This is a genomic window from Vibrio rarus (assembly GCF_024347075.1).
GTDB lineage: Bacteria > Pseudomonadota > Gammaproteobacteria > Enterobacterales > Vibrionaceae > Vibrio > Vibrio rarus.
In genome coordinates this window covers 473106-488034 of record NZ_AP024900.1, presented here as the reverse complement: position 1 = coordinate 488034, position 14929 = coordinate 473106, and the positions used below count along the sequence as shown (strand labels likewise).

The 14929-nt window shown below is 42.6% G+C and carries 12 protein-coding genes; 7 read left to right on the top strand and 5 right to left on the bottom strand.

Translation table 11 applies throughout. The features are described from left to right. The first annotated feature begins 4 nt into the window (after positions 1 to 4). Positions 5 to 520, top strand: a complete 516-nt coding sequence (gene yjjX / locus OCU56_RS02300; protein ID WP_261873973.1) for an inosine/xanthosine triphosphatase — start codon at positions 5 to 7, stop codon at positions 518 to 520. Between the two features lie 35 nt (positions 521 to 555). Here the strand turns inward: yjjX and trpR are convergent, their stop codons facing one another. Both trpR and OCU56_RS02290 read right to left on the bottom strand, forming a co-directional pair. After that, positions 556 to 852 (bottom strand): trp operon repressor, encoded by a 297-nt coding sequence (gene trpR / locus OCU56_RS02295; RefSeq protein ID WP_261873972.1) that lies wholly within the window; start codon positions 850 to 852, stop codon positions 556 to 558. A 32-nt stretch (positions 853 to 884) separates the two neighbouring features. Beyond that, the gene (locus tag OCU56_RS02290) at positions 885 to 2807 is read right to left on the bottom strand and encodes a transglycosylase SLT domain-containing protein (RefSeq protein ID WP_261873971.1); all 1923 of its coding nucleotides are present in this window, start codon (positions 2805 to 2807) and stop codon (positions 885 to 887) included. 215 nt (positions 2808 to 3022) lie between these two features. Between OCU56_RS02290 and ettA the strand changes: the two genes are divergently transcribed. Next, entirely contained in the window at positions 3023 to 4690 is a 1668-nt protein-coding gene (gene ettA / locus OCU56_RS02285; RefSeq protein WP_261873970.1) for an energy-dependent translational throttle protein EttA, read from the top strand. Positions 4691 to 4833: 143 nt separating this feature from the next. On the opposite strand, the gene tyrA is transcribed toward ettA, so the two are convergent. Next, positions 4834 to 5964: a bifunctional chorismate mutase/prephenate dehydrogenase gene (gene tyrA, locus OCU56_RS02280; protein WP_261873969.1), complete on the bottom strand. Its 1131-nt coding sequence runs from the start codon at positions 5962 to 5964 to the stop codon at positions 4834 to 4836. Positions 5965 to 5975: 11 nt separating this feature from the next. After that, positions 5976 to 7049, bottom strand: coding sequence for a 3-deoxy-7-phosphoheptulonate synthase (locus OCU56_RS02275; protein WP_261873968.1), 1074 nt, complete (start codon positions 7047 to 7049; stop codon positions 5976 to 5978). A 426-nt stretch (positions 7050 to 7475) separates the two neighbouring features. On the opposite strand from OCU56_RS02275, the gene OCU56_RS02270 reads away from it, so the two are divergent. Together OCU56_RS02270 and btsR are read left to right on the top strand one after the other, a co-directional pair. Beyond that, positions 7476 to 9161 (top strand): sensor histidine kinase, encoded by a 1686-nt coding sequence (locus tag OCU56_RS02270; protein WP_261873967.1) that lies wholly within the window; start codon positions 7476 to 7478, stop codon positions 9159 to 9161. Further along, complete coding sequence (gene btsR / locus OCU56_RS02265; RefSeq protein WP_261873966.1) at positions 9154 to 9879, top strand: two-component system response regulator BtsR; 726 nt, start codon at positions 9154 to 9156, stop codon at positions 9877 to 9879. Before OCU56_RS02270 ends, btsR begins: the two co-directional genes overlap by 8 nt. Here the strand turns inward: btsR and nagZ are convergent. Then, positions 9853 to 10842 carry a beta-N-acetylhexosaminidase gene (gene nagZ / locus OCU56_RS02260; RefSeq protein WP_261873965.1) on the bottom strand — a complete coding sequence of 330 codons (990 nt, stop codon included), beginning with the start codon at positions 10840 to 10842 and terminating at the stop codon, positions 9853 to 9855. The two genes, btsR and nagZ, sit on opposite strands and share 27 nt — an antisense overlap. A gap of 94 nt (positions 10843 to 10936) precedes the next feature. Between nagZ and OCU56_RS02255 the strand changes: the two genes are divergently transcribed. From OCU56_RS02255 to OCU56_RS02245, 3 genes are all read left to right on the top strand, one after another. Next, positions 10937 to 12055 carry an anhydro-N-acetylmuramic acid kinase gene (locus OCU56_RS02255; RefSeq protein ID WP_261873964.1) on the top strand — a complete coding sequence of 373 codons (1119 nt, stop codon included), beginning with the start codon at positions 10937 to 10939 and terminating at the stop codon, positions 12053 to 12055. 8 nt (positions 12056 to 12063) lie between these two features. Continuing rightward, entirely contained in the window at positions 12064 to 12966 is a 903-nt protein-coding gene (gene murQ / locus OCU56_RS02250; protein WP_261873963.1) for an N-acetylmuramic acid 6-phosphate etherase, read from the top strand. Between the two features lie 247 nt (positions 12967 to 13213). Next, entirely contained in the window at positions 13214 to 14755 is a 1542-nt protein-coding gene (locus OCU56_RS02245; RefSeq protein WP_261873962.1) for a hypothetical protein, read from the top strand. Positions 14756 to 14929 lie beyond the last annotated feature (174 nt).

Sequence of the window (14929 nt, the reverse complement as noted above, 5' to 3'; positions counted from 1 at the left end):
CTCAATGCAAAAAGTGATCGTTGCCTCTCTAAATCCCGCAAAGGTAACTGCGGTAAAAAATGCTTTTAGTGAAGTATTTCCAACACTTTCATTTACCTTTGAAGGTATCAGTGTGGAGAGTGGCGTCCGCCCTCAGCCTATGTCGGATAAAGAGACTAAGCTTGGGGCGCAGCAACGCGTAATCAACGCCAAACAGGCTGTGCCTGATGCGGATTTTTATGTGGGATTAGAAGCGGGAATCGAAGCTAATGCGACTTTTGCTTGGATGATAATAGAATCTCAGCAACAACACGGCGAGTCACGCTCATCAAGTTTAATGCTACCGAATAAAGTATTGCAGTTGGTGAAACAAGGTAAAGAGTTAGGGGATGCGATGGATGAGTCCTATGGCACTCTTAACATTAAGCAAAGAGGCGGGGCTATTGGCATCTTGACCAATAACCTTCTTAGTCGTAGCAGTGTCTATCAACAAGCTCTGATTTTAGCGCTCATTCCATTTAGCAATCAAGATACTTTCTAATACCTTGATTGCTCTAACACCCAACAAAATAAACATTAATCGATAAAAGGTTTCAGAAGGCGGGCAACGAGTTGCTGCTCTTCTTCTGAACGTCCTTTAAGCTCGGTAGAGCCACGAGTTACCGTTGCAATCCCTACCCCTAACTGTTGACTAATTTGCCTTTGAGAGCATTGTTCGTTAAGTAACTTATGTAATATTTTTGCCCGAGTGACTAATGCTTCTTTTTCGTCAGGAGTCAGCATCATTGATAATAATGTTTGATGCTGATCTTGCTTAGCTGCTAAGGCAATGGTTGATAACAACTTATGCCACTCTTGTAAGTCTGGACTCATAGCGTATCCACTTATCTTCTAAAACTCTCTTATTAATACTTCATTTCAGACTCTAAGTCAGATAAAAATGGTCCATTTTCATTTAAAATATCGCGATAATACACCTCAAACATCAAGATATTTTTTATATAGCCTCGCGTTTCTTTAAATGGAATTGACTCTATGTATGAGTACGCATCCACTTTACCTGCGGTTCTTGAACGCCATAACTGAACTCGATTTGGTCCCGCGTTATAAGCACCAAAAGCCAAAATTCGGTTGCCATCATAGTCAGCTAACAAACCCGCTAAGTAACGACTACCTATTTCAATATTTTTACTTACGTCAAATAACTCATCTGCACTGCTATACTCAATATTGTACTGCTTAGCCGTTGCAGAGGCGGTTTTAGGCATTATTTGCATTAACCCTCTCGCACCAACAGGGGATTGAGCATCAATATCCAACGCACTTTCCTGACGAGCTAATGCCATTAAGGTAATCGGATCTACAGCAAATTTCTTCGCGAAAAAGTTAAACCACCATTCATGAGCAATAGGAAAACGCAGGTCGATATGACTCCACAACTTCGCCTCAATCGTTGCCATTATTGTGAGGTGATGCCAATGGTGCTTCGATGCATATCGCGCAAGTTCAGCTTTTTGATCTGACGTAGACCTTGCAAGTAACCAGCGCCACTCATGTTTCGCCGCTGAAATTTTATCTACCGCAATCAACTCTTTCACTCGAGTAAGGGTTGTTGAAAAAGCGTCAAGAGAGGCGTGTTCTGGCTTCAATACAGAGGTGTGGTATTGAATAGGTTTACCTAGAAAGTCTGCGGCCGCAATACTATAGAAGTTTCTATGCCCCAGCAATTTTTGCATGCGAGATTTGCCTTGACTCACCTGCCCCAGAGCCACTTCAGTTCTGCCTTTCCAGTACTGCCAGCGTTTTGAGTTTCTTTCTTTATCAGGGAGCCTATCTATCCATACATTCAAGCTTTGCCAATCTTGGTGTTGAATAGCAAGTCGTGCGCGACGCTGTAGCCATTGAGGGTTAGTGCTTTTCAGCAAAGTATCATCACGCCATTTTGCTAATGCGGCATCGTCGGTATTAATCAGGCTATAAGCGATATAATCTGCGCTATCTTGATACTCTTTATCCGTAAACTGCTGAGCTTTAGCTACACTATCTAACATTTTAATCGCTAACTGAGGGTTGCCTTCTTGGTAGGTGATTCGTTTTAAGGCGGCCAACGACACTTTCTTATTAACCTCAGTTTTAGGCTGAGATGTGGCAAATTCCTTAATTTTCGATTTATTTTTATAAAGCTGATAAATCGCCATGGCGTTGTTTTTCATCGCCTCTGATTTCGGCAGATCTTTTAAGTGATTAAGCAACCGGCCATTGCGACGAGTGAACGCTAATTCGATACGTTGTAAAATCAAACTATCTTCACGCAATCCAGCTTCATCCCACGCTTTAAACAATTGGTCACACTCATTGCCTACGCTAGAACCGCTCAGCCATAACTTTGATGCGCCGTTAAACGCCTCAACCTTTTTACCCACTTGATACTGAGCAAAGTAATAACTGCATTGATAGCTTTGCATGCGGGGCTTTTTATCTTGAAAATGATAAAAACCATGCCAATCTTCGGCTTTCACTAAGGCATCTAGATACGCACCGCGTACCGATTGAGAAAACGGGTACTGATGATGGTCTTTTATGTACTTATCGACTTCATCCGGTGTTCTCTTCTCAAGGTTGAGCATGTAAGTGCGGTAGTCCAAGTACGGCGTCAATGGATAATCATTTAATTGGTCTCTAACCAGTTGGTATTGAGAGAAATCCCTCTGGCTAATTAATGTTTGCGCCTGATCGTACAGATCTCTTTGCTGCTGCAGTGTTAATGCAGAGACGGATAAGGACACCACCCCCAACCCTAGCCCTAACCATTTTATGAATGCTGACATGCTTCTCTCTTTTATAAGAATATTTATTGTCTATTGCCTACCTTTATAATACTCAACAATTGATGACATTTGTAAGAATCATGTAAATTACTATTTAAGGTTTCAACAAGTAAATATTTTGAGCTACACACAGTAACAAAAGTATTGAGCATGGTATAAAATAGAGCTTTGTTTCTAGGGTCAACTGACCCCATTTAATACAGGATCTCTAGGTAATGGCTGAATACGTCTATACCATGTCTCGGGTGAGCAAAATCGTGCCACCAAAACGTCAAATCCTTAAAGACATTTCTCTTAGCTTTTTTCCAGGCGCAAAAATTGGCGTTTTGGGTTTAAACGGTGCAGGTAAATCCACTCTATTACGTATCATGGCGGGTATTGATACAGATATTGATGGTGAGGCACGTCCTCAAGCGGGATTAAACGTAGGTTACCTTCCCCAAGAACCTAAATTAGATGAATCGAAAACGGTTCGTGAAATCGTAGAAGAAGCGGTTTCAGATGTTGCAGGAGCAATGAAGCGCCTTGATGAAGTGTATGCCGCATACGCTGAACCTGACGCAGATTTTGACGCACTAGCAAAAGAACAAGGGGATCTTGAAGCCCTTATTCAAGCAAAAGATGGACACAATTTAGAAAACTCTCTGGAACGTGCTGCCGATGCACTTCGTCTTCCTGAGTGGGATCAGAAAATTGAACATCTATCTGGTGGTGAACGTCGTCGCGTGGCGATTTGTCGTTTGCTATTAGAAAAACCGGATATGTTGCTTCTTGATGAACCAACCAACCACTTGGATGCAGAATCAGTTGCATGGTTAGAACGCTTCCTTGTGGACTATACAGGAACCGTAGTAGCGATTACCCATGACCGTTATTTCCTTGATAACGCTGCAGGTTGGATTCTTGAACTTGACCGTGGTGAAGGTATTCCATGGGAAGGTAACTACACATCTTGGCTTGAACAAAAAGATGCTCGCTTACAACAAGAAGCCTCTCAAGAAAGTGCTCGCCAAAAAACCATCGAGAAAGAGTTGGAATGGGTTCGTCAAAACCCTAAAGGCCGTCAGTCAAAATCTAAAGCTCGTATGGCTCGCTTTGAAGAACTGCAAAGTGGCGATCGTCAGAAGCGTAACGAAACCAACGAACTGTTTATCCCACCGGGTGAACGTTTAGGTGACAAAGTTATTGAAGTGAAAAACCTCTGCAAGTCGTTTGATGGTCGCGTACTGATTGATGACTTGTCATTCTCTATGCCTAAAGGCGCTATTGTCGGTATTATCGGTGCTAACGGTGCGGGTAAATCAACACTGTTCAAAATGCTTAGCGGTACAGAGCAACCAGACTCAGGCACCGTTGAAATGGGTGACACCGTTAAACTGGCCTCTGTTGACCAATTCCGCGACAGCATGGATGACAGCAAAACGGTATTTCAGGAAATCTCCGATGGTGCCGATATCATCAAGATCAATAACTTTGAAATTCCTGCTCGTGCTTACTGCTCACGCTTTAACTTTAAAGGTGCAGACCAGCAGAAAGTTATCGGTCAGTTATCTGGGGGCGAACGCAACCGTGTTCACTTAGCCAAACTGCTTAAAACGGGCGGTAACGTATTACTTCTCGATGAGCCAACCAACGACCTGGACGTTGAAACTCTACGTGCACTAGAAGAAGCACTGCTTGAGTTCCCTGGTTGTGCTATGGTTATTTCCCATGACCGTTGGTTCTTAGACCGCATTGCCACCCATATCATTGATTACCGCGACGAAGGGCAAGTGAACTTCTACGAGGGTAACTACAATGAATATATGGAATGGTTGAAGAAAACGTTGGGACCTGAAGCGGCTGAACCTCACCGCATTAAGTACAAGCGTGTTGCAAAATAAAACTCGCGTTATGTCTATAAAAAAGGTCGCTTTCGCGACCTTTTTTCATCACTCACCAATAATATTTATCATGCCAATCACATTAAGTAAGTGATCAAAAATTCACTCCTATGGTATCCACTACCAAGTGGAGTAAATGGGTTCTAGTGATCTCGCTGGATTGAGTCATTGGCTTGCTTTAACAAAGTCTGGCTTTCATGCATAAACTGCTTCGAATAGTCACCAAACCACTCAGATACAGAGTTAAACTGAGTCACAAACGCACTTTTATCATGATGTTCCAATAAAGATACCGCTTCACCTAAACGTTGCTGAAAGCGCTTGATCATCTCTATATTTTTATCTGAAGATAAAATTATATCTCCATATAAATCAGGATCTTGAGCAAACAAACGTCCCACCATTGCAATTTCAAGTCGGTAAATAGGAGAGCTCAACTTAAGTAGCGTATCTATGTCTGGGTTTTCTTTGCTTAAATGCAAACCGTAGGCAAACGAGGTAAAGTGACGAAGCGCTTGAATCAAGGTCATCCCATCATCATGTTGCTCGGCATCCATAGGGCATAAACTTGCCCCCCAAATGGCAAACTGCTCCAGCAACCACTGATACTGCTCTGCACCACGGCCTTCACAATGAACAATAACCTGCTTAGCAAGACTTGGTACATCAGGACCAAACATAGGGTGAAGCCCTACCACTGGGCCAGAGTGTACATCGAGCATGGCTTGCAAAGGCTTAGCTTTGATCGAGGTAAAGTCACATAAAATGCATTGTTCTGGCAGGTTATCCAATTTAGCAATAACCGACGCCGTTTTATTGATAGGCACAGTCACGACGACTAAGCCGGCGTTGCTAAACAGTGCATCGGCTTCATGCCAATTTTTACTGCCTAGCACTTTCACCTGGTACCCAGAAAGATCAAACATCTTTTTGAATAAACTACCTAGTTGACCATGACCACCAATAATGACCACATCCCCAACATTAGGGTTAAGGCATTTAAAGCCAGAGTCTTTCTCACTTGCGTAGGACTCTCGCATTACTCGGCGCAGGATATCTTCGATAAGTTGAGGGGGTATCGCACGCTTCTCCGCTTCATCTCGTCGCGACTGCAACATGGCAGCTTCCCTGCCAGGAGCATAAATAGGGAGGCCATGTTCGCTTTTGACCTCACCCACCTCTTCAACTAACTTAAGGCGCAACTCAAGCAGATCAAGCATTTGCTTATCTACCGCATCTATCTTATCTCTTAAACCCTGTAGTTCCTTTGCCATACTCTACTCTGTTACTTATTTAATCTGTCTTGTAAAACAGGAATCAACTCTTCACGAATATCCGTTAATAGTGCCTCAGTTGATTGCCAATTGATACATCCATCAGTAATAGAAACGCCGTATTTCAACTGATCTAGAGGGATATCAGTACCTTGATTACCTTCGTTAATGTTACTTTCAATCATTAAGCCAATAATGGATTTATTGCCTTCTCTAATTTGTTGTATCGCATTTTTTGCCACTAGTGGCTGACGAAGGAAATCTTTACGTGAGTTGGCATGACTGCAATCAATCATTAGTGCTGCGTCTAAATTCGCTTTTGCTAGATCTTCTTCACACTCACGAACAGAGACTGAATCGTAATTAGTTTGCTTACCACCACGAAGTATAACGTGGCCATCTGGATTACCTTTAGTAGTTAATAGCGCCACTTGTCCTGCACGGTTAATACCAATGAAGCGGTGACTTGAAGAAGCCGCTTGCATAGCATTGATTGCAGTTGAAAGGCTACCGTCAGTACCGTTTTTAAAGCCCACTGGCATAGAAAGACCACTGGCCATTTCTCGGTGAGTTTGAGATTCAGTCGTACGAGCACCAATTGCTGACCAACTAAAGGTATCAGCTAAGTATTGCGGGCTAATCGGGTCTAACGCTTCTGTCGCAAGTGGAATGCCCATATCGGCCAATTCAACGAGCAATTCACGAGCGATGTGCAAGCCATGTTCAATATCAAAAGAACCATCCAAATGAGGGTCATTGATGAGTCCCTTCCAACCTACAGTAGTACGCGGTTTCTCAAAGTACACGCGCATAACTAAGTACAGTTGATCACCCACAACTTCCGACAACGCTTTTAAACGCTTAGCGTACTCTTTTGCCGCTTCAACATCATGAATTGAACAAGGACCACACACCACTAATAGGCGATGATCTTTTTTCTTAATGATGTTGGCAATGGTATCGCGAGACTGCTGAACAAATTGTCTAGCCGTTTCTTTCAATGGAATTTTTGCTTTTAGCTCTTCCGGAGTGATTAATACTTGTTCTTCACTGATGTAAATATTGCTAAGTTCACTGCGCTGCATAGTCTCACCGTAAATAATTTTATACATGTTCTTTTAAGATATAGCCTAACCATACCGCACCTTGAATATAAAGCAAGAACTTTGTACACAAGAAATTACAGTTAATGTAAACTTAAGTTTACACCGCTACATTTAACGCTAACGTAAAGTGATACCAATCCCCCTAAGTAAGTGTTCAGAAATAGCGCAGGAAAAATGCTCGAAAACAAGGCAGAACTTTTCCATAAGTCGTTATTCTACAATCAAAAATTGTAATGCAGTTATCGAGTATTTTAACAAGCTAGAATGACCGTTATTTAGCACGATTGGTGTGAACACATTACGCAAGAAAATGGAATACTAAGCTTTGTTTTCACAACAAAAACAAAGCACTTCCGTACATTGGTATAGAATTAAAGATATCGACATTATTGAGTTTTAGCCACAATGGAATTAATTCTTTCTCTTTTACAGCAAATGTGTGTGTACCTTATGGTCGCTTATACCTTAAGTAAGACACCTTTGGTCATTCCATTACTCAATATATCGGCTGAAAGCAGACATAAGCTCATCTGCTACTTAATGTTCTCTTTATTCTGTATTCTCGGCACCTATTTTGGACGACAAATTGGCGATGCGATTGCCAATACCCGAGCCATAGGAGCCGTTTTAGGGGGGATTTTTGGTGGTCCTTTGGTGGGGTTTGCAGTGGGACTAACCGGTGGCTTACATCGCTATTCTATGGGGGGGTTTACCGATCTTGCCTGTGCAATTTCTACCACTGTTGAAGGGGTAATTGGTGGGTTTGTTCACCTATATATGCTTAAAAAAGGAAAAGCGGATCGCCTATTTAGCTCTGTCGTCATCTTTAACGTTACTTTAGTGGCAGAGATCATCCAGATGTTAATAATTGTTCTGGTGGCCACACCCACAGCGCAGGCGATTGTCTTAGTCGAAGCCATCGCCGTCCCTATGATTTTAGCCAACTCATTGGGGGCTGCTTTCTTTATCAGTATCTTGCAAGATAGGCGCGCCATTTTAGAAAAATACTCTTCTGCTTACTCTAAACGAGCCCTTAATATTGCCGAACGTAGTGTCGGCGTATTAGCCGAAGGCTTAAATGCCAGTAGCGCAAAAAAGATAGCCTCCATCATTTTAAATGAAACAAAAGTCGGCGCAGTGGCGATTACCGACAAAGAAAAAATCTTAGCTTTTGAAGGCATAGGATCGGATCATCATAAACCGAATACGGCCATTTCTTCTGAGTACACCCATACATCAATTCAAGAACAGCGCATTATTTACCTAGATGGGCGTAGCAGTCCTTATCAATGCTCTCTCTCTTCTAATTGTAAATTGGGGTCGGCCTTAGTGATCCCTTTAATTGCCGATGATAAGGTGATTGGGACGATTAAACTGTATGAACCTAGAGTTAAATTATTTTCCTCCATCAACACGACCATGGCCAAAGGGATCGCCGAATTACTATCAAGTCAGATCCTAAACAGCGAATATCAACAGAAAAAAATACTACTTTCTCAAGCAGAAATTAAATTACTGCATGCGCAAGTAAACCCTCACTTTTTGTTTAATGCCCTCAATACTATCAGCGCCATAACACGTAGAGATCCACATAAAGCGAGAGAGTTGATTCAACACCTTTCACAATTTTTCCGTGGCAACCTAAAGCGCAACACGGAATTTGTCACTCTTAGTGAAGAACTGGCACATGTAAATTCTTACCTCACTATCGAAAAAGCCCGCTTTGTGGACCGCTTAGAGGTGGAAATTGATATTGCGGATCATCTATTAGAAAGAATGATCCCCAGTTTTACCCTGCAACCTTTAGTGGGGAATGCGATCAAGCATGGCGTTTCTAACCTTCTGGAGGGAGGCGTCATTAAAATCTACAGCAGCTCAGATCCTATTGGTGACCGAATTACCGTTGAGGACAATGCTGGCTCCTATCAGCCTGAAAATAAAGATCAAACTGGGCTTGGGATGCAAATTGTTGGCAAACGCCTAACCAATTACTTTGGTGAACCACATCAACTCGACATTGAGTGCGAGCCAAACAAGTTCACTCGTATGAGTTTTACTATTCCAAAAAATAATGAGAATAACAATGCTTAGAGTCCTAGTGATCGACGACGAATTATTTGCCCGAGAAGAGCTAATTGAACTGCTAGAACAAACACAAAAAGTAGACGTGATTGATCAGGCTGGGAATGCGATTCAAGGCATCAAAAAAATTAATACTTTAAAGCCTGATGTGGTGTTTTTGGATATTCATATGCCCCAAGTAACCGGCATTGAACTATTAAGTATGCTCGATCCTGACACTATGCCTATTGTGGTGTTCATTACCGCCTATGATCAATACGCATTGCAAGCATTTGAAGATAACGCCTTTGACTATCTACTTAAGCCCATCGATCCTCAGCGATTAAATAAAACCGTGTGTCGCTTAAAAAAATTGTTTGAAAAGAAACATCCTAAAGTGGATTTTTCTGCCATTACACCAAGTAGAATCGAGCAAGTTCCGTGCAGTGGGCACAACCGAATAATGCTTATCCCAGTTGATGATATTGAAGTGGCGTATAGCGACATCAGTGGCGTGCATATCCAAACAAAAGAACACACCGCCACCAGCCAACTAACGCTGAAAGTATTGGAAGAAAAAACCCAGCTAATGCGTTGTCATCGTCAATACTTAGTGAGCCCCAAAACTATTAGAGAGATCAAACTACTGGAACAAGGGTTAGCCGAGATCATCACTCAAAGTGGTCATCAAGCGCCAGTGAGTCGGCGCTATCTTAAAATATTAAAGGAAAAGCTCGGCTTTAATTAAGGCTTCGCTCGCGGTTTTCCACTCTCGACTTGAACGTAGATCTTGCAGGTTTAATGTGTTTTTCTTCACCAATTGTTGTGCTTTAGCCACGGTGGTTATTGGCAGTGCATCCAGTATTTCAACCGCCCCTTTGCGGTTATTGCACATAAGCACCATATCGCAACCTGCAGCCAAACTCTGTTTAGCTCTTTGTGCAGCGCCTCCCATGATCCCTGCACCTTCCATATTCAGATCATCAGAAAAGACCAGGCCTTGGAAGCCTAACTGCTGACGTAATACCGATTTAAGCCAATACTCAGAACCACTGGCCGGTTTATCATCATACTCAGGATACACAACGTGCGCAGGCATCATGGCATCCAATAACCCAGCCTGAATCTGAGCCTTGAAAATCGCCATATCCAGATCAAATAGGTTGTCTCTTTCATCAAACGGCGTCTCTTTATGAGAGTCCGCTGTCACACCACCATGCCCAGGAAAATGCTTACCCGTTGTGGCCATTCCCGCTTGTTTCATGCCACGCATAAATGCGGCGCTATGGGTTAATATGGTTGACTTGTCTTCACCAAATGCACGAGAGCCAATGGCTAAACATTGATGGCCTTGGTCCAATACAGGTGCAAAACTTAAATCGATACCATGAGCTATAATCTCTGTGGCCATTAGCCACCCGGCTTGTTTAGCCAATTGTTCTCCATTGGCTTTAGTGGCAAATGTTTGCGCGGCAGGAATACGAGTAAACCCCTCTTTAAAGCGTTGCACTCGCCCACCTTCTTGGTCAACTCCAATCAAAATAGGTCGCTTCGCAGCTTGACGAATAGAGTCGGTCAGCGCCTGTAACTGCTCATTATCATGATAATTTCGTGCAAAGAGAATGACCCCTCCCACAGTGGGATGTTGCAGTATCTCTCTTTCTTCTGCATCAATTTCATAGCTTTCAACATCTAACCATAACGGGCCCATTTTTCATCCTTATATCGCATATCTTATGTGGCATTAGCAGAGTATTCAGTTTATTGTATTTTGACAATGATAGAACGGATATGACAGCGAAAATATGCACACAAAAGCCCTTTATATCGGCATTATGTCGGGCACCAGTTTAGATGGTGTTGACCTCGTTTTAGCTCATTTTGAGCATGACAAAACTCACTGTCTTAATACGTTTGAATTTCCTATACCAAGTGAACTGAAGCACAATACATTACAAGTGTGCCAAGGTCAGTCCACAACATTAAAGGCATTAGGCAAACTCGATCATCAATTTGGTCTGCTTTACGCAGCAGCAGTTAATGCCTTTCTTGACCATCTAAAGCTCTCCGCACAAGACATTACGGCGATAGGTTGCCACGGGCAAACTGTCTATCATCAACCTACGGGTGACACACCATTTACCAGCCAAATTGGTGATGCCAACCTAGTGGCGATAAAAACGGGCATTACCACAATTGCAGACTTTAGACGCAAAGACATGGCTCTAGGCGGTCAAGGTGCCCCCCTCGTTCCAGCCTATCATCAAACGCTGTTTCCGCTATCAAAAGCCTGTAAGATCGTGCTCAACATTGGCGGAATAGCCAACATTTCCGTATTAAAAGCAAACGGTGAAGTGCTCGGTTATGATACCGGGCCGGGCAATATGCTGATGGATGCTTGGATTGAAAAGTGCCTTAATAAGCCCTTTGATCATGATGGGCAATTTGCTCGTTCTGGCACGGTAAGCCGTGAACTGATACAAGGATTACAACAAGATCCTTACCTTGCTGAACCCGCACCAAAGAGTACCGGTAGAGAGCACTATAATCTCCCTTGGCTAGAGCATATATTATCGCAAATAGACACACCGCTCAGTGAGCAAGATGTGCAGGCGAGTTTGCTTGAGTTTACGGCAAGCTCTATTGCCCAGCAGTGTCAGTTATATCAAACCCACCACCAAGACCAATTATTGGTGTGTGGTGGTGGAGCCAACAACAGTGCCCTTATGCAAGCACTAAAGGCGCACCTCCCTACATGGCATATTGATACCACAGATGCCCACGGAGTGAGTGGCGACTATATGGAGGCTCTCGCTTTTGCTTGGCTCGCCTATCGACGTATTCATAATCTGCCAAGTAATCTCCCTAAAGTCACCGGCGCTTGCCGAGCCACTTCTCTTGGCATCATCTACAACGCAGAATAAGGTTTATCATGTCACAAAATACACTACTTAACTCTCTGTCTAAATTAGTGTCTGAGAATCGCAATCCTACTACTATGGATATTGATACTCTAAACACTTTGCAGATTGTACAAAAAATGAATCAAGCCGATGCTGAGGTTCCTATGGCTATTGAGCAACAGTTGCCTAAGATAGCTGAAGCGGTCGATGCTATTTGTCACTCTTTCTCTCAAGGAGGGCGCTTGATTTATATTGGAGCAGGAACAAGTGGCCGATTAGGTGTCTTAGATGCGGCGGAATGTCCTCCCACTTTTAGCGTAGATAAAGAGCAAGTGATTGGTTTGATTGCAGGTGGCAAAGAAGCCATGTTTCAGGCTCAAGAGGGAGCGGAAGATAGCCTAACCTTAGCCGAAAGTGACCTAAAACAGATTCAGTTAACTCACAAAGACACCGTTGTTGGTATCGCCGCGAGTGGTCGTACTCCCTACGTCATTGGTGGGCTAGAATATGCTAACCACATTCAGGCAAGTACAGTGTCTATTTCATGTAACCCTGACTCAGCGATCGCCCAACAAGCTAAAATTGCCATATCGCCTATCGTAGGCCCAGAAGTATTAACCGGTTCAACTCGTTTGAAAGCAGGGACTGCACAAAAATTGGTTCTGAACATGCTCTCAACTGCGAGCATGATAAAAATGGGCAAGGTTTATCAAAATCTGATGGTGGATGTTAAGCCTAGCAATAAAAAATTAATTGCACGGGCCGTTGGCATTATTATGCAGGCCACTGAGTGTGATGAGAATCAAGCAGAAAAGCTATTACAACTGGCTGATATGAAAGTAAAACTCGCAATTATGATGCAGCTAACAGGGAAAAATAAAGCACAAGCTCAAGCTCTGTTAGACGATCAAAAAGGCTTTATTCGCCAATAGATAGGCTCTCCAGACAATCGGTAATAATACCTCTTTATCCTTGTTGGTTTGTTTGTTTAATGTCAGCGCAGATTAACTCCCTGTAAATTCGCGCAGATAAATAACTTCTCAATTTTGTTCATTGAATGACCGTACTGACAAAAATACAATCAGGCTGCAAACAATTATTTATAGCGATTAGCTTAGCGATTAAATAAGAATTTAATCGCTAATGCTGACGCCTTTACTTGGTTATTAAAGAGGTTCTATGCAGCTCAATACATCTAAATTGGCTTTGGTCACCTTAATTACCAGTGCTATCGCACTTGGTGGTTGTCACAGTTCAAATAAAAGCGCTGTAAACAAAGTAAAAGCACCAGAAGATGGTGAACTGGCCAGCTTAACACTTAATAAACAAGAACAAACTCGTAAGCAGCAGTTAATGCTCATTGCCGGTCTAGATGCCTCTCTAGCATCTGTGTATGCTAAAGATCCTGATGCGACTAAAAATATACTCGATACCGCTGAAGCGTCGCAGCACTCGCAAATTGCCAAAGCTTTCCCAGGTTCAGTGCCAAAACAAATCCCATTCCAACTACAAGCGGATCTCTCCGCGATTCAACATGCTATGGGTTGGCAAAACTATGAATTTGCTCTTGGCGCTATCAGTGACTTTGCCCTAGAAATCACCAGCATGAAGGGTGAGTCTGCTCTGCTTATTAAAGACTTCCCATTTAGTAGCAAATGGTCATACGACACAGATGCAAACGGTAAAAATATTTTTGACTACGATCGTTTAATCACTCAAGTTCGCTTTATAAAAGAGCATTTAGATACCAAGCTAACTGAAGATTCAGGTATCACAAAAACTATCCGTCAATCGCTAGATGCCTACTACGATCATACTGATCCTCAAGGGGACGTACCAACCAATATTCCACCACTGCCAAAAGTAGCGGCGAGTAATACATCAAGCAATGCAGCTAATAATGCAGGTGATCTGGTTTCTCGCCTAGAAAACACCTTCTATTTAGACCCTGCGGATGCCACCATTGTAGCGGCTAAGGCGAATAAAGACGCCAAGCTAAAAGCGACAGTGGAAACGATGCTTAATACACCAAAAAGCGACCTGATTTTTAATGGCACAAATCCAAAAGACTTTGAATTTGTATCACCAGCAACCAATAACACTCCGGGATATATTCAAGATACGTGGACACCTGAAATTAAAGCCCGCTTTATGCGCGTCTTTGGTCAGGTTATGTTCCTATATAATACCCCTGAATTTGCTAAGAAATTTGACGATGGCAATAACATGGCCATGTTAGATAAATCAACACAAGGTCAACCTGGTGTATTCAATACACCTATGCCAGATAGCTTTGCGCAATTAAAAGCAGACTCACAGAAAACGACTGAAAATCATAAATTAAAAGTGATTTTATCTGGTAGTAAAAGTGGCTTCGATTACGGCATGGCGGCAGCTCAAGGTTCTACAAACCCTGTAGAGATGACCGTAGAAGAAGACTCACTACTACACTCAGGCTTTGGGCAAGTTCCTTTGGTGGCGCACGAGTTCAGTCACACTTGGGGTTATGCACATGATCCAGTTAACGAAACAATGCTAAAACCGAATAATATCCCTTACTATATTCAGTTCATCATGGGTTATAACCAAGACCTACATGCATTATGTGGTGATAGTGCACAATGTCATGCTAGCTCTAAAACAGCACTGGGCGCTCCGACACTAACATGGGGTAACAGCAATAGTATTCAAGTGAAATACTTCGGCTTTAATACTTTCTAATATCAATTACAAAACAGCGTAGAGAAGCACCTGAGAACAAGCGAATATCTTTGATAAGTAGTTATTCTACAAGCAAAAATTTCAACACTGTTATCAGGTGTTAAAAACCGCTAGGCTGACCAGTTACTGCGATTATGGGTATGCCCATATCGATGAATGGCGAAAGTATGTAGT